Origin of the sequence: Streptomyces sp. NPDC050564, assembly GCF_044457265.1 — a bacterium.
GTDB lineage: Bacteria > Actinomycetota > Actinomycetes > Streptomycetales > Streptomycetaceae > Streptomyces.
Map to the genome: position 1 here is coordinate 13,416 of NZ_JBITGS010000036.1, position 19,053 is coordinate 32,468.

General features: G+C 70.0%; 11 protein-coding genes and 1 pseudogene. 9 read left to right on the forward strand and 3 right to left on the reverse strand.

Features of this window, described 5'->3' with window-relative positions; genetic code table 11:
* Positions 1-12: 12 nt before the first annotated feature.
* A complete protein-coding gene (locus ACIBK0_RS40230) occupies positions 13-783 on the forward strand; it encodes a siderophore-interacting protein (protein ID WP_399091508.1) in 771 nt (256 codons plus the stop codon).
* Between the two features lie 64 nt (positions 784-847).
* On the opposite strand, the gene ACIBK0_RS40235 is transcribed toward ACIBK0_RS40230, so the two are convergent.
* Complete coding sequence (locus tag ACIBK0_RS40235; protein ID WP_399091511.1) at positions 848-1,705, reverse strand: BTAD domain-containing putative transcriptional regulator; 858 nt, start codon at positions 1,703-1,705, stop codon at positions 848-850.
* Positions 1,706-2,072: 367 nt separating this feature from the next.
* On the opposite strand from ACIBK0_RS40235, the gene ACIBK0_RS40240 reads away from it, so the two are divergent.
* On the forward strand, positions 2,073-2,996 hold the full coding sequence (locus tag ACIBK0_RS40240; protein WP_399091514.1) for an MBL fold metallo-hydrolase: 924 nt from the start codon (positions 2,073-2,075) through the stop codon (positions 2,994-2,996).
* Positions 2,997-3,072: 76 nt separating this feature from the next.
* A pseudogene (locus ACIBK0_RS40245) lies at positions 3,073-3,198 on the forward strand (TetR/AcrR family transcriptional regulator); the annotation flags it as partial.
* A 575-nt stretch (positions 3,199-3,773) separates the two neighbouring features.
* Here the strand turns inward: ACIBK0_RS40245 and ACIBK0_RS40250 are convergent.
* Positions 3,774-6,053: an FUSC family protein gene (locus tag ACIBK0_RS40250; protein WP_399091517.1), complete on the reverse strand. Its 2,280-nt coding sequence runs from the start codon at positions 6,051-6,053 to the stop codon at positions 3,774-3,776.
* A 396-nt stretch (positions 6,054-6,449) separates the two neighbouring features.
* Complete coding sequence (locus ACIBK0_RS40255; protein ID WP_399091520.1) at positions 6,450-10,526, reverse strand: discoidin domain-containing protein; 4,077 nt, start codon at positions 10,524-10,526, stop codon at positions 6,450-6,452.
* Between the two features lie 282 nt (positions 10,527-10,808).
* On the opposite strand from ACIBK0_RS40255, the gene ACIBK0_RS40260 reads away from it, so the two are divergent.
* The 6 genes from ACIBK0_RS40260 (at position 10,809) to ACIBK0_RS40285 (ending at position 19,053) form a co-directional block, all read left to right on the forward strand.
* A complete protein-coding gene (locus ACIBK0_RS40260; RefSeq protein WP_399091523.1) occupies positions 10,809-12,938 on the forward strand; it encodes a glycoside hydrolase family 27 protein in 2,130 nt (709 codons plus the stop codon).
* A 115-nt stretch (positions 12,939-13,053) separates the two neighbouring features.
* Entirely contained in the window at positions 13,054-14,340 is a 1,287-nt protein-coding gene (locus ACIBK0_RS40265; RefSeq protein ID WP_399091526.1) for an ABC transporter substrate-binding protein, read from the forward strand.
* A 1-nt stretch (position 14,341) separates the two neighbouring features.
* Positions 14,342-15,277 (forward strand): carbohydrate ABC transporter permease, encoded by a 936-nt coding sequence (locus ACIBK0_RS40270; protein ID WP_399091528.1) that lies wholly within the window; start codon positions 14,342-14,344, stop codon positions 15,275-15,277.
* Positions 15,277-16,125: a carbohydrate ABC transporter permease gene (locus ACIBK0_RS40275; protein WP_399091531.1), complete on the forward strand. Its 849-nt coding sequence runs from the start codon at positions 15,277-15,279 to the stop codon at positions 16,123-16,125. Before ACIBK0_RS40270 ends, ACIBK0_RS40275 begins: the two co-directional genes overlap by 1 nt.
* Entirely contained in the window at positions 16,122-18,206 is a 2,085-nt protein-coding gene (locus tag ACIBK0_RS40280) for an alpha-galactosidase (RefSeq protein ID WP_399091534.1), read from the forward strand. Before ACIBK0_RS40275 ends, ACIBK0_RS40280 begins: the two co-directional genes overlap by 4 nt.
* 73 nt (positions 18,207-18,279) lie before the next feature.
* Positions 18,280-19,053, forward strand: a complete 774-nt coding sequence (locus ACIBK0_RS40285) for an SDR family NAD(P)-dependent oxidoreductase (protein ID WP_399091537.1) — start codon at positions 18,280-18,282, stop codon at positions 19,051-19,053.

Here is a 19,053-nt window from a genome sequence, read left to right on the forward strand (position 1 = left end):
AGGAGTGTGCAGATGCCCACCGAATCGACCTCCGGCCGGCGCCGTCCGGCCGACCTCCTTTTCGACCCGCTGCTGGGTCTGTTCTTCGTCCGCGGACGGGTCGAGGAACTCGAACAGGTGACGCCCCGCGTGCGCAGGATCCGCGTCGGCGGGCCGGAGATACGGGGGCTGAGCTGGACCCCGGGTCAACAGGTGCGCGTGCATGTCAAGGATCTGGGGGCGCCGGTATGGGCCGGGATGCTGCGCGATGTGCTGCGTACGTACTCGGTCTGGTCGTACGACGGGGAGGGACTGGAGCTGTGTCCCCTGGACCACGGGGACGGTCCCGGCTCCCGCTGGGCCCGCTCGCTGCGGGTGGGGGACGAGGTCTCCTTCCGTAAACCCGAGGGGAACTTCTGCGTCGTCGAATCCGCCGCGTACCACCTCTTCGCCGGTGAGGAGACCGCCTCGGTTGCCTTCGGCGCGATGCTGCGCGGGCTGCCGGACGAGGCGCCCGTCCACGGTGCCGTCGAGGTCGCCGGGCCGCAGGACCGGCTGCCGCTGCCGCGGGCCTCGGAACTGACGTGGAGCTTTCGAGGCGGCGCCACCGCGGCCGCGTCCGCTTCGCTGGTCGCGGCCGCACGGGCACTCGACCTGCCCGGCGAACCCGGAGTCGCGTATCTGGCCGGCGAGGCCCGCACTTGTCAGGCTGTGCGGGATCACCTCGTCAAGGAGCGCGGCTGGCCGCGTCGGTCCGTCCTGGTCAAGCCGTTCTGGACACCCGGCAGGCGCGGGCTGGACTGACGGCAGGCGCGGATCGGGCTCAGCGGCCCTCGTGGGAGCCCTCCGGGCTCACGGCATCACCCGGTCACCGGATGACCCGAGAAAAGCTGGGGCTGCCCGGTCCCGACGGCAGATCCAGTTCCAGCCGGAACAGCCTCGACCGCGTTTCCGCCTCCAGCCGTGGGTCGGCCGCGAGGATGGCCTGCTGCAGATGGCGCATGCGCGGCGATGGATCAATTCCCAGCTCTTCGCTCAGGCATTTCCGGAGCTTGTGAAAAACATCGAGCGCCTGACCGGGACGCCCTGCCCGGTACAGCGACATCATAAAGAGCGAATGCAGGTTCTCGTGCAGGGGATTTTGGAGTACGAGCGCGGACAGCTCGCTGATCAACTCATGGTGATGCCCGAGCCGCAGATCCACTTCCACCCGTTGCTCGACGACCGCCAGGCGGTATTCCTCCAAATTCGTGCGGTGTGCGAACAAGTGGGGTCCGAGCCGTACGCCCGCCAGTGCAGGACCGCGCCACATGCGCAGCGCCCGACGCAATATCACCGACGCCTGGTCGTGCGAGCCGGCGGCCAGCGCCTCGCGCCCCATTTCCGCGCAGCGCAGGAACGTCTGCGCGTCATGCGTTCCCCCGGCGGACGCCAGGCGGTACCCCCAGCCCATGAACGGAAGGACGTCCCCGGCGACTTCGGCGGGGCTGATCCGCAGAGCGCCCGCGAGAGCCCTGCGCAACTGCACGATGTAGGTCTGCACGGTGGTCACCGCGCTCGACGGCGGACGGCTCTCCCATAATTCGTCGATCAGCATGTCCACGGAGACCACTTGGTCCACGCGGGCCGCCAGCAGGGCCAGCAGCTGTCGTGGCTTGGGTGCGGTGGGTGCGGCCTCACCGCCGCGCGACCGGACGACCAACGGACCCAGAATCCCTATGTTCATCCGACCCCCGTTGAATATTGCACGGTATTGCAGAATGAATCTTCCCGGCCGTGTTGCAGCAGGTCGTATCGTTTAGAAATGCGTCTCGACTCGATCGTACAAGTGCTACCGGGCAGTGCGTCAAGGCTTTTCGGATCGATTTGCTCCGCAGTAAATTCGGTGCCATCGCGGTTAAGCCGAGGTAAAAATCGGAAGGGGGTGTTCCGTGGCCGGATTCGGTGTTGCGTAAAGAAAGGGAGAATTTTGGCAGACCTTCGCGCGGCGCGACGTCCGTCATCGACTTGACCCATTCTGTGGCGCGATCGGCTTCTGTGGCGGGTCGAACCTGACGCCCCCGTCCCCGACCGCTTTGCCCCGGGAGCATGCGATGGAAGCCACTCCGCACACCCTCATCGCCTATCGGATCGAACAGCTGGCCGAAGGCGTGTACGCCTATCTCCAGCCCGACGGCGGCTGGTGCCTGAACAACGCGGGCATCGTGACCGGCGGTGAAGGCACCCTTCTCGTCGACACCGCGGCCACCGAGGCGCGGGCCCTCATGCTGAGGGAGACCGTCCGCACCCTCAGCGCGCGTCCGGTCGGCACCCTGGTCAACACCCACAGCCACGGCGACCACACCTTCGGCAACCACCTCTTCGCCGAGAGCGCCACCGTCGTCGCCCACGAGCGGGCGGCGGCCGAGATGGCCGAGTACGGTCTGGCACTGAAGAACCTGTGGCCGCAGGTGCGTTGGGGCCGCATAGAACCCGCTCTGCCCGACGTGACCTACCGGGACCGGATGTCACTTCCGGGCCTCGGCCTGCGGGTGGAACTCCTGCACCTCGGCCCGGGACACACCGCGGGCGACACCGTGGTGTGGCTGCCCGACCAGCGGGTGCTGTTCACCGGAGACCTCGTCTTCTCCGGTGCGACTCCTTTCGTGCTCATGGGCTCGCTGAGCGGTTCGCTGCGCGTCATCGACCGGCTGCGTGCGCTCGAACCCCTGCATGTCGTCCCCGGTCACGGCCCGCTGGGCGGACCCGAACTGCTGGATGCGAACGCCGACTACCTGGGCTGGGTCGACGCGTTGGCCTGCACCGGCATCGCCGAAGGTCTCACCCCGCTGGACCTGGCGCGTACCGCGGATGGCGGACCGTACGCCCAACTTCTGGACAGCGAGCGGCTGGTGGGCAACCTGATCCGTGCCTACGCCGAGCGGCGTGGCGCGCAGTCCGCAGCACCCCTCGACGTACAGGCCGCGTTCGCGGACATGGTCGCCCTGCACGGGGGTCTTCCCCATTGCGCAGCCTGACTCGCCGCCCGAGAGCCGACCACGAAGAAATCCCCGATGAATCCGTCACGCAAGTCCCCCACCGGAGGAGGCGCTGATGTGCCCCGAACGAGGACGTCGCCGAGAGGCGGAGCGCAACGACGCACGGCTTTTGAGCGCTGCCCGCGACGCCTTCGCGGAACTGGGGTGGAAGGCATCCGTTTCGGACATCGCCCGGCGGGCCGACGTGGGCATGGGCACCATTTACCGCCGCTACACCTGCAAGGAGGAATTGGCACAGCACATGCGCCTCACCGCCATGAACCGCCTCACCGACATCGCCCGAGCCGCCGCCGGCGAGGCGCCCGACGGCTGGCAGGCCCTCTTCGGGTTCATGAGCCGCGCCCTGATCACCGAGCCGGGGTGCCTGCTGCCGCAGATCGGTGGCCGGCTGCCGGGCACGGACGACATCGAGGACGCGACGGTCCGCCTGCACCAAGCAGTCGAAGTCATCGTGGACCGGGCGCAGCGGGAAGGGGCGCTGCGAGCCGATGTCGTGTCGGCCGACGTACTCCTGTTGCTCGTCCATCTGGAGATCCTGCTCCCCACGATCGCGCCAACTGCGCCTGAGATACCTCGACGTGGTGGTGGACGGACTCAGGCGCCGTTCACCACACACCCAGTCCCCGACGCGGGTCCTCACCGGGCCCCCACCGGACTGGCAGGAACTGCGTACGCTGTGGCACGCGGCCCCGCCGGAACCGAGAAGCGGCGATACGGCATGACGGACGGCGGGGACAGCGCGGGCTGCTCCCGTGGTCAGGACGGACTGTCCGGCCTCGCGGCGGCGGCCAGGCTCGGCTGGAGGCGGCAGGCGGCGTTGAGGTGGTCTGCGGTCCAGATGATGCGGACGGCTGTGTCCGTGGCCTGCCCGCTCTCGTCCCACAGGTCGCGGCGGAGCGAGTCGACCAGACGTGCCTCGGCTGCAGGGTTGCGTGGCAGTGGATCGGGGGGCGTGGTGTGCCGGCCGAGGCTCGTGGCCAGGTCGCGGTACCAGGCGGACACTCGACCGGCGGTACCCATCAGTACGAGGCGAGCCTCGGCCCGGTCGGCTTCGGTGTGCTGCTGCTCGGCGCAGCGTTGCCACAGTCCGAGCACCGCGTCGGCGGCGAGGCGCAGTCCGACGATGCCGGTGACCAGGGTGGTCATGTCCGCCAGCGGCAGGCGTTTGGGTCCGCGTTCGGCGAGGTAACTGCGGAAGGCGTCGTCCAGTCTTCGGGCCGCGGCGGCCGCTTGGCGTCTCTCCTGCAGGGGGACATCGGCTGCCACAGGGATGGAGCCGCAGCGGCCGACCGCGTACTCGACCGCGCCGGCCAGATAGCGGGCGCTGTCCGTGTACGCCTCGGCGAGCGCCTGGTCGACGGCGGCCGCGGCGCCGCGCGGCCAGAAGAACAGGCCCACCAGCACGCTCACCGCGCACCCGAGGGCGATGTCCTGGGTGCGGAGCAGCGCGATGTGCCAGTCCGGGTTCTGGCCGATGTTGAACAGGATGACCAGGGTGATGGTGAAGGCTGCCTGGCCGGCGGCGAAGGAGATGACGGTGGGGGCGATGCCGGCGACCAGTACGGCGAGGGGGAGCAGGAACCAGAGCGCGGTGCCGTGATGGCCGATGAGGTGCAGCAATCCGGCCCCGATGAGCGACCCGACGATGGTGCCGCCCACGGCGCGAACCGCGTTCTGCCCGGTGTTGAGCGCGTTCGAGCGCAGCACGGAGAGGGTTCCCAGGATGACCCAGAAGGAGTTCTGAACGCTGGTCAGGTTCGCCAGAGTGACCGCGATGCCCAGGCCGATCGCCCCCCGGAGGCTGTTGTGCAACCAGACCGAGTGCGGCTTCAGGTGGGCGACAGCCCGTTCGCGGGCCGACGCCAGCGGTCGGGCGAGGGCGCCGGGCTCGTGGCCGAGCAGCCGATCCGGCCAGCTGCGTCGCTGGGCCGCCGCGGCCAGGTCCACATTGCCGGCGATCTGGAGGGTTACGAAGCCCAGCTCCTGGGCGCGGAATGACAGGTCCAGGCTTTCGATGAAGGCGCGGGGTTCCCACTCCGTGCCGGCTCTGGGCGGGTGCAGGGGGAGGCGGGCGGTGGCGCTGCGCTCCATGCCGGTGATGGCCTCGTTCAGGTCGGCCGACGAGGTGCGGAGCGCGTCGGGTGCGCGGCACGGATCTTCGAGCAGGTCGGCCGCCCGGTCCAGGACCGCGGCGGCGACCCGCCGGACGACGTGTGCCTCGGGGTCGCACGGCGGGTGGGCGTGGTCCGGGGGGCCGCTGTCGGCCACGATGGCGCACAGCCAGGTGAGTTCGTCGACCAGGCGGACCAGGGCGCGGGAGCTGGTGGACAGTCCGGTGGGCCGGTAGGGGGTGGCGTCGAAGGCGGTCCGGAGGTCGGATGCCGCGGCGGTGGCCTGATCGGCGGTGGCCTCGCACTGCTCGGCGCTCGGAGCGTCGGGCTCTGCGGCCAGATGAGACGCGTCGGCACGCAGCCGTGCCGCGGCCGCACGGCAGACACGGGCGGCGGGCGCGCAGAGCGGGTCGGCGGTGGGGCGGGGCCACAGCAGGGAGATCGCGAGCATGGTGCCGGCGGTGGCAAGGCCCGCTCCGGCGAGCCGGTCGGGTAGCTGCGACAGCGGCGCGGGCGAGGTCACCGGCAGGAAGAAGGCCAGCAGCAGGGCGGTGGTCGCCCCCGCGAGGACGGAACTGACCACGCCCTGAAAGAGCACCAGGAAGCCGAGCAGGACGGTGACGGTGACCGCGAGCCAGGTCTCGCGGGCCACGAGCGTGCCCAGACAGATGAGCGCCGCCCATGCCACCGCGAGGCCCAGGTGGGCGCGCAGCCGCTGCACCATCGGGCCGGTGAACTCGACCAGCAACAACATCGAGAACGAGCCGAAGGCCGCGTAGGTCGCCATCGCCGGCGCGTGCAGCACCTGGCTGCACAGTGCGAACAGGGCAGGCATCACCAGCGCGGTACGTGCGGCTCGGCGGGTCGCGGCCCACTCCGGATCGTGGGCACGCAGCCACGTGAGGCCCCGGCCAGATGTCTGCATCCGCTCGCACACCTCCTGCCGCCCGCCGCGCGCGTACCCCGTCCTCGCGAGTATCTGCCCGGGCCGGAGCCCCCGCAGAGTCGGTGACGCCAAGCAGGGCAAGGGACCGCCGGTCGGGTGATCCTTGTGGAGTGGCCGCCACTGGTGCGTCGCGCCGCTTGATGTGTGGGCCCACCCTCCTGGGTGCGTTGTCCTACGGGGCTATGCCGACGCCTTCGATACGGCTCCAGGCTCTCTGCTGCGCCCAGGTCATGGCCGGCCAGTCGAGTCCGCCCGGTCGGGCGGCGACGCGCGACGCGTAGGGCGACGGGCTCGGAACTCCTCGTTCACGAGGGCGGAGAAGTCAAGGGGTTCGGACAGTCCCGGGGCTCGGGCACGCGCTCCGGGCGCTCGGCATCAGCGGCGTGCGGCGGTCTGCTTCAGGTTGTAGCCCTCGAGCCGGAGCTCCGGCTTGTTCGACGTCAGAGCGTCGGCCGGCCAGGACGCGGTGACGGTCTTGGACTCCCCGGGGAGCAGCCACAGGTAGTTGTCGCTGTAGAGCGTCGGCAGCACTCGGTGACCGGTCCTGGCGTCGTGCAGCGAGACACGCACCATGGCCGCGACCGACGAGCCCCGGTTGTACAGCCGGGCCGTGAGTCCATGGCGTTCACCCGAGTGGTCTGTTTCGGTGATGTCGAGGAACACCCGGGCCTTTTCAAGGTCGTTCAGCGCCCGCATGTCTCGGGCATCGCGGTAGCGCCAGTACGTGTTCTCGGACAACGATCTGCCGCGGGCGTCGGTGAGGCGTAGTCGCAGCACATGGAAGTCCGGCAGGCCGTCCGTCCAGCCGGCGGTGAACGCGTACGTGGTGGCGGAGGGGGCGATGTCGACGGTCTTGCGCTGTTCCGGGGCGAGCAGGCGGCCGGAGAGGTCGACACAGCGCGCGGAGACTGTGGCGCCGGCGATGGTCATCGGCGTGTGGTTCACCGTGATCACTCGCCCGTCCGTGGGGCCGGCCTGCACGTGGACGGGCTCGCCCGCCTTGCGGGCGCCGTAGTAGGTTCCGTTGACATCGAAGTCGTAGTCGTACGTCTGCCACACGGTGCTGTACCAGGCGGGGTGGGACATCCACAGCATCAGTCCGCTGGCGTCGTCCCACAGATGCGCGTTCCAGGCCTCGAACATGGCGCGGGTGTTCTCGTAGTTGACGAACTGCGCCTTGCGGCAGAAGTCCTCGAGGTCCTCTGCGACATCGAGCCGGCTCTCGATGGCGGCCCGGTAGTTCTGCGGCGCCTGATTCCCCCTGGTGCTCCAGTCGTGGTAATACCAGGGTCCGCCGATGGGCCACTCGGGCTCGTCGCCCACGAGGCGGCGCATCGTCTCCGCCGTCGACACGACCGGCATGCCGATCTCGGTGTGGAAGCCGAAGCTCCCGCTGCCGTACGTGGACGCGGAGTAGTACCGCTCCGGCTCGACCCAGCCGTAGGGGCCGCCGCCGGAAACGATTCCGCCGGCCGAGTTGTTCTGATAGAGCAGATCGGGGGCTTCGGCCCGCACCGCGGCTCGCATACCGTCGTCGACCGGGCCCGGAGGGTTGCCCTCGTTGGCGCCGCACCACACGACGATGCTGGGGTGGATGCGGTAGCGCCGTACGGTGTCCTGCGCAAGGCCGACGAAGGCCTTGTGGTCGGGTGGGTCCATGGCCCAGGCGTTGGGGAAGTCGTTCCACACCAGAAGGCCGTGCTCGTCGCAACTGGCGTAGAACTCCTCGCGGTTGCTGCTGCCCACCCAGTTGCGGATCATCGTGAAGTTCATGTCGCGATGCATCCGCACGGCTGTGTCCATCCGCTCGGCGGGCATGCGTCGCAGCAGTTCGTCCCAGCCCCAGTTTCCGCCGCGGCAGAAGACACGGACACCGTTGACACTGATCTTGAGTGGCACGGGGGAGTTGTCGACCGACTTCACATTCCTCCAGCTGTCGCCGTCGTCGGAGACCTGGAGGGTGTACGTCTTGGCGTAGGCCTGCTCCCACAGGATGACGACGCGGTCGAACGAGACGCTGGACCCCAGGTCGACCTGGACCCACTGGTCGTCCTCGAAGGCCGAGGACCAGCGGGTCGCGGGATTTCCGTCCACCGCGTTGCCCGGCTGGTTCCCGGAGTCGTCCACGGAGGACGCGGTGGCCGTCCGGTGCAGAGCCAGATCCGTGTCCGGCGAGGCGCTGTCCACGACCGACAGGCCCCACATCGACGCCCCCCAACTGGTCGCCCGTGTACGGCAGAAGATGCGCAGAAACCGTGCGGTGGCGGCGTCGAAGTCAACGTTCTGCAGGCTCGCGGCACCCGCCGTCCGGAAGGGAAGCGGTACCGCCGTGTTGTCGACCGCCGTCACATCCGTCCAGGTGCCGCCGTCGTCGGAGACCTGGACGGTATACGTCTTGGCGTAGGCCTGCTCCCATGTGATGACGACGCGGTCGAAGGACAGCGAGGACTCGAGGTCGACCTGGATCCACTGGTCGTCCTCGAAGGCGGAGGACCAGCGGGTGCCCGTATCGCCGTCCGTCGCGTTGCCGGGCTGGTTGGCCGTGTCGTCGACGGAGGAGGCGGTGGCCTTCTTCCGCAGGGCCAGGTCGGTGTCGGGTGCCGAGCTGTCCGAGACCGTCAGATTCCACATCGACGATCCCCAACTGGTGGCGCGCGTACGGCACATGATCCTGACGTAGCGGGCCTTTTGGCGGGCGAAGTTCACCGTCTGCGCGTACGCGTCGCTGCCGGACTGGAACGCCAACGGCACGTCGTACTCGTAGCCGTACTGGCGGATCCCGAAGCGGGTGGTCCGCCGGTCGCTCTCCTCGCCCGCGAGGGAGGCGGCGAGGGTCAGCTCGTGCAGGGCGGGGTCGCCGTAGCCGTTGGGCCACCACAACTTCGGCTCGTGCAACTGCAGTTGAGGGTGGGTGGCGGGGGTGAAGGTGACGTCGACGCTCTCACCCGGCGGCACGGTGACCGTCTGGCTCAGTCGTACGCCGTCGAAGGCCGCCGATACGGCGACGCGCCTGGCGTCCGCGTCGGCATTGCGCACGGGAACCACGATCGTCAGCTCGGCCGTACGGGTGTCGGGCAGGTCCGGGAGCCTGGTGTCGACGCGGGGGTCGCCGAGGACGGCCGCCCCGGTGGAGCGCAGCCGGACGTGATTCCAGATGCCGGCGGCCCGGTCCCGTACGGCCGGCATCCAGTCCCAGCCCGACGAGGCCAGATAGGTGGGCGAGTTGCGGTTCATCATGTTCGCGCCGGCGTCCACGAAGGCCAGCCCGGCCGGGCCCTTGTCGCCCGGGCTGCCCGGGTACGGCATGGGGGTGATCTGCACGGCGAGAGCCTGCTCGCCGTCGGTCAGCAACTCGGTCACGTCGTACGCGGCGCGGGCGAAGGGGAACGTGAGATCGCCGACTTTGCTCCCGTTGAGCCAGATGTCGGCGGTGTGATTGATGCCCTCGAACTCGAGCCAGATGCGACGTCCCTCGCCGGTGTGCAGGTCCTCGGGGAGACGGAAGGCGCGCCGATACCACCAGGCGTGGCGCGAGAGGGCCTCCGGGATGTGGAGGTTGTTGAAGCCGGCGACCGGATCGGGCAGATGTCCCTGGTGCACGAGTGAGGACAGGACGGTCCCGGGGACGGCCGCGGGCAGCCAGCGACTGGTGTCCGCCGCCGGCCCGGACAGCGCGGCGCCGTCGCCGCCGGCCCAGTCGTCCATGGTGAGGTCCCAGCCGGACTCCAGCGGGACGGTGCCGTCCTCGGAGATCTCGAGAGCCGGAGGGGTCCGGTGGTGGGTGCCCCAGTCGGTCCAGCCGGTGGCGTCGGGCCGGGCGGTGTGACAGGTGCCGTACACCTGAAGGCCGTTGAGGCCCAGGGGGTTGGCGTTGGAGCGCTTGTGCACGGTCATCCGCACCCAGCGGGCGGTCACGGGCTTCGCCAGGGTGATCTCCACGACCCCGCCCGTACCGGAGTCGGTTCGGTGTACGGCCGTCCACGCCGTGTGGTCCCGAGAGGTCTCGATGACGAAGTCGACCGCGCAACTGGACAGGATCTCCTGCCCCGTCGTGTTGTCCCGCGGGTTGCCGCCGGGGGCGTCGACGTAGGGCGGGTCGCTCGCCGTCGCTTCGAAGGTGAGGCGGAGCGACTCGACCTCGCACGGCGCCTGGAGGTCGACGGATATCCACTGGGGGTCGCCGGGCGCGGCGCGCCAACCCGTGCCGCGCACTCCGACGGTGTCGACGTTGTCGACCGCGAATGCACCGGGTGTGGGGGCGTAGTCGGTGGAGGACACCGAGACGGGGCGGTGGGCGGCGAGTTCGCCGGGCGCGGCGGGCCGGTTCGGCTGGCCGGATTCGGCCGCGAATCCGTCGGCGGGCAGGGCCATGCCGAGCCCGAAGCCCGCGAGCAGGGTGGAGCCGGCGGAGAGGACGGTGCGACGGGACGGCCGGGGCGACTGATCAGACATCAACTATGGCTCCGGACAGGGAGGTTCGGGGACCGAGGGGGTTTGTGGCAAGTCAGAGGACAACGTTGCCAAAGTGGCTCTGACAACGTTGCCGAACACTGCACCCCGAGAGAGGGGCTGTCAAGGATTCCGGCCTGACCGCGAGAGGTCTCTGAATAAATTAGTAATAAATATTGACAGGGTTTCGGCCGCGCGCCACAGTCTTCGCCGTGACGCCGACGGCCCCTGTTGCAGCGCGGCCCGCGTCACGTCCTCCTGCTTCCCAACCCTCGGGAGAGGCAAGTGACTTCACACCCGCAGGCCCGCACCTCCGCAGGTCTCAGACGGAAACGCCGAGCCACGACGGCCGCGATCGCGACGGTCCTCGCGGTGACCGCGGCCCCCACCGCCACGGCCCGGACCGCCGTCGACCAGGGTGCGCCGGAGTACTACGACAGCGGTCTCGCACCGACGCCCTACATGGGCTGGAACACGTACTACGGGCTGGGCGCGCCCACCGAGAAGGAGGTACGCGCCGTCGCCGACAAGCTGGTCGGCAGCGGTCTGCGCGACAGTGGCTACAACATCGTGTGGCTCGACGGCGGCTGGCAGGCCGACAACCCCCGTGACGCACAGGGGCGGTTGGTCGCCAACCCGGACCGCTTCCCCTCCGGCATCCCGGCGCTCGTGTCCTACCTGCACAATCGCGGTCTGCGGGCGGGCATCTACACCGATGCGGGCGCCTACGACGGCGGCAAGAGCTGCGGCCTGGGAAGCCGCGGCCACTACACCGAGGACGCGCGGCAGTTCGCCGACTGGAAGATCGACGCGATCAAGGTCGACTTCCTGTGCGGGATCGGGGCGAAGCTCGATCCGGGGCCCGCGTTCAAGGAGTTCAGCGACGCGGTCGCCAAGTCCGGCCGCCGGATGCTGCTGAACCTGTGCAACCCGCTCACCGACGACTGGGGCCTGCCGCACACGCCCGAGCAGGACGCGCACAACACGTACGTCTACGCCCCGACGATCGCCGACTCCTGGCGCACCGGTACCGACATCGCCTGGGGCACCCCGAGCCCCGGCCAGTGGCCCAACGTGCTGCGCAACATGGACGCCAACGCCTGGCATCCCGAGGCGCAGGGGCCGGGGCGCTACAACGACCCGGACTACCTCATCCCGATGCGGCGCATGACCGACGGGTCGTACGAACTCACGCAGGAGGAGTCCACCACCCAGTTCGTGATGTGGGCCGAGATGGGCTCGCCGCTCATGCTCGGCTCCGACCCGCGCACCCTGTCCGACTCGATGATCGGCACGCTCCGCAACCCCGAGATCATCGCGGTCGACCAGGACCCGCTCGCCGTCCAGGGCGTCCGGGTGGCGACGGACTCGGTCGGCGACGCGTACAGCAAGGTCCTCCAGGGGCACGGCCGGCGCGCGGTCGTCCTGCTCAACCGCTCCGACCAGCCCGCCGAGCGCACGGTGCGGTTCGCCGATGTCGGGCTCGGCGGGCCGGTCCAGGTCCGCGACCTGCGGGCACGCGCCGACCGGGGCAGACATACGGGGTCGTACACCGTGGAAGTTCCCGCGCACGGGACCGCGTTCCTGAAGCTGACCGGGGCGGATGCCCTGCCCGGTACGAATCTGGGCGAGAAGGGCACGGCAAGTCCGGCCGTCGTGCGCGACGGCGACACGCTGACCACCTTCCTGCGGGGCCCGCACGGCTCGCTCGTCCAGCACACCGACGGCGGGACGAGGGACCTCGGCGGTCCCGCACAGGGCGGGATCCTGGGGCAGCCCGCCGCCTACGCCTCGGCGGGCGGCCGGATCGACGTCTTCGTGCGCGGCGCGGACTCCCGGGCGTACCGACGGGTCTTCGCCGACGGGCGCTGGGGTCAATGGGAGAGCCTGGGCGGGCAGTTGACCGACGCGCCGTCCGTGGCCTTCACCGACCTCGCGCACTGGACGCTGTTCGCGCGCGGTGCCGACGGGCGGATCGTGCAGCGCGGGCCGACGTCCGACTGGTCCTCGCTCGGCGCGCCGGGTGATCGCCCCACGTACGGCAGGCCATCCGCCGTCGTCGACGGTCAGGGGCGCGTCCAGGTGGCCGTCCGCACAGCGGCGGACGACGTATGGACGCGGACGCGGGACACGTCGGGGGAGTGGTCGGCATGGAGCTCGCTCGGCGGGACCATCAGCGGCAGTCCGACGCTGGTCGGCGTGGGCGACGGCGTGGTGCTGTACGCGCGAGCCGCCGACTACACGCTCTGGCAACAGCGCTACCAGGACGGTGCCTGGCAGGGCTGGACCAAGCGGCAGGAGTTCCCCAGTGCCGCCTTCGACGGTGCGCTGGGTGCTGCGGCCGGGCCGGAGGGAACGGTCGACGCCGTGTTCCGTGGCGTTGACGGCTACGTGTACCGAACCCAGTTCAAATAAATTAGTAATTATTCTTGACGTGGTCGGAGTGCCACGCGAATCTGGATCCGCCGCGAGCGGGGCCCCGGCCGTCAGGAGGGCCGGCCCCGCCGCGCGGAGCCACAGGGAGTCCTCCATGACGAACCATCAGCCCAGCCGACGCCGGTTCCTCGCCGGAGCGGGTGCCGCAGGGACGGCGGCACTGCTCAGCGGCTGTGTCACCTCCACCTCCTCCGGCAAGAGCTCCTCCAAAGGCGCGGTGACCCTCCAGTCCAACCTGTCCGCCCCGCAGGCCAAGGCCGCGATGCAGGACATCGTCGCCGCCTACGGGAAGAAGGGGTCCGGGCACGCCAGCCTCAACACGGTCGCCGCGGAGACCTTCCGCACCCAGCTGCCGACGTATCTGACCTCCGCCAACCCGCCGGACGTGTACACCTGGTACCCCGGCTCGGTGGCGGACGCCTACGCGAAGAAGAACCTGCTGCTCGACCTCGACGACGTCTGGGCCTCGCCCGACCTGAAGCGATACTCCAAGGCGCTGCACACGCTGTGCACCGCGAGCTCGGGCAAGAAGGTCTTCGTCCCCAACACCTACTACTGGTGGGGCATGTTCTATCGGAAGTCGAACTTCGCCAAGTGGGGTGTGAGCGAGCCGAAGAGCTGGGACGACTTTCTCGACCTGTGCGACAAGCTCAAGAGCAAGGGCGTCGCCCCCATCGGCGTCGGCGCGGGCGGCAACACGCCCTGGGTGGCCTCGGCCTGGTTCGACTACCTCGACATCCGGATCAACGGTGCCGACTACCACCGTCAACTCCTGGCCGGCAAGCACCGGTTCGACGACCCGGAGGTGCGCAAGGTCTTCGACCGCTGGCAGGAGGTGCTGCCCTACTTCGACCCGAACGGCACCGCCGTCGCCTTCCAGGACGCCACGACCTCACTGCTCAACGGCCGTAGCGGCATGATGCTGATCGGCACCTTCTTCGCCGACGCCGCCCCCAAGGACGCCCTCGACGACATCGACTTCTTCCGCTTCCCCGTCATCGATCCGAAGGTCCCGCTCGCCGAGGAAGCGCCCGTCGACGGCTACTTCGCCAGCGCCCGTACCGGCCGCCACGACCAGGTCGCCGACCTGATGCGCTACCTCGCCACGGCCGAGGCCCAGGAGATCTACATCAAGGGATCCTCGGGCACCGTCCTGCCGTGCCACCCCGACGCCAAGGACGCCGGAACCGCCCTGGTGAAGAAGGGCCGCAAGCACATCGAGGAGGCCGTCGAGATCACCCAGTTCTTCAACCGCGACTCCAGCGACGCCCTCCAGCCCACCGCGGACACCGCGCTGACCAAGTTCCTGGCCAAGCCGAAGTCCATCGGCTCCATCCTCACCGACTGGCAGCGCGACGCCGAGAAGATCTGGCAGGCCTGACGTGGCCGTCCTGACCGCCCCCGAACGGAAGACCCCGGCCCCGCCGCGCCCTCGGGGCAAGCGGGTCCGGGGTCCGGGCCGCACCCCCCCGCTGGTGCTCGCCTTCGTCCTCGTCCCGCTGCTCGCCGAGGCACTGTGGGTGTTCTGGCCCGCGCTGCAGGGCTTCTACCTGGCGCTCACCCAGTGGGACGGCGTCTCGGCGCCGAAGTTCATCGGCCTGGACAACTTCCGGGAGATGGCCCACGACGACACCTTCCGCAGCGCGGCCGGCCATACCGTGCTGTGGCTGCTCCTGTTCGGCGGCCTGTCCGCGCTCCTCGGCCTGGCCGCCGCACTGCTGCTCCAGCAGGAACGGCGCGGCGTCGGCTTCTACCGGGCCGCCCTCTTCCTGCCCGTCGTCTTCTCCCTGGTCGCCACCGCCCTCGTCTGGCAGGCGATCTACCAGCCCGACGGGGTCCTCAACCAACTCCTGGAATCGGTGGGCCTCGGCAGCCTGCGCCACGCATGGCTCGCCGACCAGGACACCGCCCTGTACGCCGTGATCGTGCCCGCGCTGTGGCGGCAGATCGGCTACGTCATGGTGCTTTACCTCGCCGGCCTCAAGGGCATCGACCCGGCCCTGTACGAGGCGGCCAAGGTCGACGGCGCAGGAGCGTGGCAGCGCTTCCGCCACGTCACCCTGCCCCAGCTGCGCAGCGTCAACGCCGTCGTCCTGTCCGTCATCGTCATCGACTCGCTGCGCTCCTTCGACGTCGTGTGGTCGCTGACCCGCGGCGGCCCCTACCACTCGTCCGAGTTGCTGAGCACGTACATGTACTCCACCGCCTTCCAGTCCCTGCGGCTCGGCTACGGCTCCGCCCTGGCCGTCGTCATCTTCGTCCTCGCCTTCGGCGTCATCTGCTCCTACCTCGTCCGAGCGTTCCGGGAGGCCGACTGATGTCCGCCACGTCCACGGCACTGCGCCGCAAACGAGCCGCGACCGCGGGATTCCACCTGGGCGCCGGCACCCTGGCCGTCCTGTGGCTGCTGCCCATCGCCCTCGTCCTGGTGACCAGCCTGCGCTCCTTCGACGACATCGCCGCACACGGCTTGGGCAGTTGGCCCCGCTCCTTCACTCTCGGCAACTTCCGCCAGGCCTGGGTCGACGGCGGCCAGCAGCGGGCCCTGATCAACAGCCTGGTCGTCACCGTGCCGTGCGTCCTGGTGACGCTGGCCCTGGCCGCCACGGCCGCGTTCGCTCTCAGCCGCTACGAACTGCCCTTCCGTCGCTTCCTGTTGCTGCTCATGCTCGGCGGCAACCTGCTCCCGCCGCAGATCCTGCTCATACCGGTCTCCAAGCTGAGCGAGCTGATGGGCATCTTCGACACCCTGCCGGCCCTCATCGGCGTGCAGATCGGCTTCGGTGTCGGCTTCTACGTCTTCGTCCTGCACGGCTTCATGCGCGCCATTCCACCCGAGATCCAGCAGGCGGCGGTCGTCGACGGCGCAGGTCCCTGGCAGGTCTTCTGGCGGATCATTCTCCCGCTGACCCGCCCCGCGCTCGCCGCGCTCAGCGCGCTGTCCTTCACCTGGATCTTCAACGACCTGCTCTGGGCGATCACCGTGCTGCGCAGCGACACCAAGATGCCGATCACCGCAGCCCTCATCGGGCTTCAGGGACAGTACGTGTCGATGTGGAACGTGATCGCCGCCGGGTCGGTCATCGCGGCCGCGCCCACCGTGGCCGTGTTCCTGCGGTTCCAGCGGCACTTCGTGGCGGGCCTCAACCTGGGAGCGGTGAAGTGACGTCGTACCGGCGCTGGACCCTGCGTACCGAGAACACCAGCTACACCGTGCGCCTCTCCCCGGACGACCGGTGGGCCGAGCTCGACGCCTGGGGGCCGCTCGGCGCCGAAGACGGCCCGTCGGCCCTGGACTGGTCGAGACGCACCCACTTCATCACCCCCGCGGATGCCGCGCCCGCCGAATATCTCCCCTATGGGCTGCGCCCGTTCACCGGTGCCGACCTCGTGGCGGCACGTCCGGGCGCGGAGCGCGGCGTGTGGTGGGACTTCGACGGCGCGGAGGAAGCAGCGGGGGCCCTGCGGCTCGCCTTCACCGACGACGTCCTGGGTCTGCGCACCGTTCTGTGCTACGCGACCGTGCCGGACACGGACGTCGTCCTGCGCTGGACCGAACTCACCTGCACGGGAGACGAGGAACTGCGCCTGGAGCGGCTCGACTCGGCGGCCGTGAACATCCCCGTCACCGCCGGCGCACGGCTGACGTACCTCACCGGTCAGTGGTCGCAGGAGTTCCAGCGCACCCAACTCCACCTGAACCGGGGCACGTTCACCATGGGCAGCCTTCAGGGCGTGCCCGGACACGCGTACGCGCCGTGGCTCGCCGTGCAGGACGGGGACGCGCCGGCCGCCTACGGAGTCGCCCTGGAATGGCCCGGCAACTGGCACATCACCGCGGAGGCCGAACCCGGCGGTACCGTCCGCGTCCGGGCCGGCCGAGTCCCGCACGAGGGCGCGGTCTTCCTCGCTCCCGGCGAGACCCTCACCACCCCTCGTCTCGCCTGCGCGTTCAGCCCTGATGGGCTGGAGGGACTGGCGCGGGTCTGGCACCGCTACGAGCGCCGTCTGGCGGGTGAGCGGCTGCACCGCCCCCGCAAGGTCCTCTACAACTCCTGGGAGGCCACCGGCTTCGACGTCGACGCGGCGGGCCAGCTGGAGCTGGCCAAGACAGCCGCGGACATCGGGGTCGAACTGTTCGTCGTGGACGACGGCTGGTTCACCGGCCGCGCCGACGACACCGGGGGACTGGGCGACTGGTACCCGGACCCGGCGGCCTTCCACCAGGGCTTCGGCCGGTTCGTCGAGGACGTACGCGCCCTGGGCCTCGACTTCGGCCTGTGGGTCGAGCCGGAAGCCGTCAGCCCGGGCAGCCGCCTGTACGCCGAACATCCCGACTGGGTCTACCGGATCGACGACCGCCCGGCCCGCCTGGTCCGCAACCAGCTGCTGCTGGACCTGGGCCGCACCGACGTCCAGGACTTCGTCATCAGCACGCTCGACCGGCTGCTGACCGCGTACGACATCGGCTACCTGAAGTGGGACATGAACCGGCCGCCCACCGAACGCGGCCGTCCGGGCACGGACCGCGCCGACCGGCTCGACCTGGACGCCCGGCACGTCGCCGGATATCTGCGCGTCCTGGACCACCTGCGCGCCGCCCACCCTGCCGTCACCGTCGAGGGCTGCGCGGGCGGCGGCGGCCGCATCGACCACGCGACCCTCGCGCGGACCGATGTCGTCTGGCCCAGCGACAACACCGCCCCCCTGGACCGACTGTCCATCCAGTACGGCTTCCTGCACGCCCACGCCCCGCACGTCATGAGCTCCTGGGTCACCGACGCCCCCGGAGTCTTCGACCCACGCCCTCGCAGTCTCGCCTTCCGTTTCGTGAGCGCCATGTGCGGCGTGCTCGGCATCGGCGCCGACCTGCGTGCCTGGACGGGAGAACAGCAAGCCGAGGCCGCCCGGTGGATCGCCCGCTACAAGGAGGCGCGTCAGGTCATCCACGAGGGCGAGGCCCGGCTGCTCGGCACCCCCGAGGACTCCACCTGCGGCGTGCAGTACGACGCCCCGGACGCGGGCCGCACGGTCGTCGCCGCGCTCAGCACGGGACGCCTCGACGGCGCTCCGCTCGTGCCCGGCCGTGCCGACCGGCTCCGGCTGCGAGGCCTGGACCCCGATGCCCGCTACCGCGACAACGCCACGGGAACTACGTACAGCGGAGCCCATCTGCTCCACTACGGGGTGCCTTTCACCTGGAGCGCCGGCCACGACGCCGAACTGGTGGTGCTGACACGGCAGTAGAACCCGGTCCGGCATATGTTGCCCAGCACGGCAGACCAGCAGTTCCGTTCCCACAAAGGAGTCGAACCCCACGATGGACCAGTCCGCACGACGGTACGGTGCCCGCTTCACCGGCCGCACGGCCGTGGTCACCGGCGCCGCCTCCGGGATCGGAGCCGCCACGGCCGAACGCCTCGCCCTGGAGGGAGCCGCCGTCGTGCTCGCCGACATCGCCGAGGAGCGCGGCGAAGCCGTGGCCGAGCAGATCACCAAGGAGGGCGGCCTCGCCCGGTTCGTCGCAGCCGACGTCGCCGCGGAGGACGACTGGACACGGATCGTGGCCGCCGCCCACGACTTCGGACCTGTGGACGTCCTCGTCAGCAACGCCTACACCGTCGACGTCACCCCGGCTCACGAGATGTCCCTCGCCTCGTGGCAGCGACAGTTCGCCGTCAACGTGACCGGCAGCTTCCTCGGCTTCCAGGCGGTCGTACCCGATCTGCGGGTCCGCTCGGGGGCGGTGGTACTGACCTCGTCCGTCCACGCCTACAAGGGCATCCCCGGACATCCCGCCTACGCGGCCTCCAAGGGAGCCCTGCTGTCCCTGTGCGGTCAACTCGCCGTCGAATACGGTCCCGAGGTACGCGTCAACGCCGTCGTGCCCGGGCCGATCCTGACCGCCGCCTGGGACAGGGTGCGCCCCGCGGACAGGGAACGCAGCATCGCCGAAACCGCGGCCGCTCGCTTCGGCACCCCCGAGGAGGTGGCCGCGGCCATCGCGTTCCTCGCCGCCGACGAAGCCTCCTACATCACCGGGACGAGTCTCGTCGTGGACGGCGGCTGGAGCGTCGTCAAGGCCTCGGCATGA

Coding starts and splice junctions, on each gene's coding strand:
- ACIBK0_RS40235 (WP_399091511.1), bottom strand. CDS start 1,705: ATGAACATAGGGATTCTGGGTCCGTTGGTCGTCCGGTCGCGCGGCGGT.
- ACIBK0_RS40250 (WP_399091517.1), bottom strand. CDS start 6,053: ATGCAGACATCTGGCCGGGGCCTCACGTGGCTGCGTGCCCACGATCCG.
- ACIBK0_RS40265 (WP_399091526.1), top strand. CDS start 13,054: ATGACGAACCATCAGCCCAGCCGACGCCGGTTCCTCGCCGGAGCGGGT.
- ACIBK0_RS40230 (WP_399091508.1), top strand. CDS start 13: ATGCCCACCGAATCGACCTCCGGCCGGCGCCGTCCGGCCGACCTCCTT.
- ACIBK0_RS40275 (WP_399091531.1), top strand. CDS start 15,277: ATGTCCGCCACGTCCACGGCACTGCGCCGCAAACGAGCCGCGACCGCG.
- ACIBK0_RS40240 (WP_399091514.1), top strand. CDS start 2,073: ATGGAAGCCACTCCGCACACCCTCATCGCCTATCGGATCGAACAGCTG.
- ACIBK0_RS40285 (WP_399091537.1), top strand. CDS start 18,280: ATGGACCAGTCCGCACGACGGTACGGTGCCCGCTTCACCGGCCGCACG.
- ACIBK0_RS40255 (WP_399091520.1), bottom strand. CDS start 10,526: ATGTCTGATCAGTCGCCCCGGCCGTCCCGTCGCACCGTCCTCTCCGCC.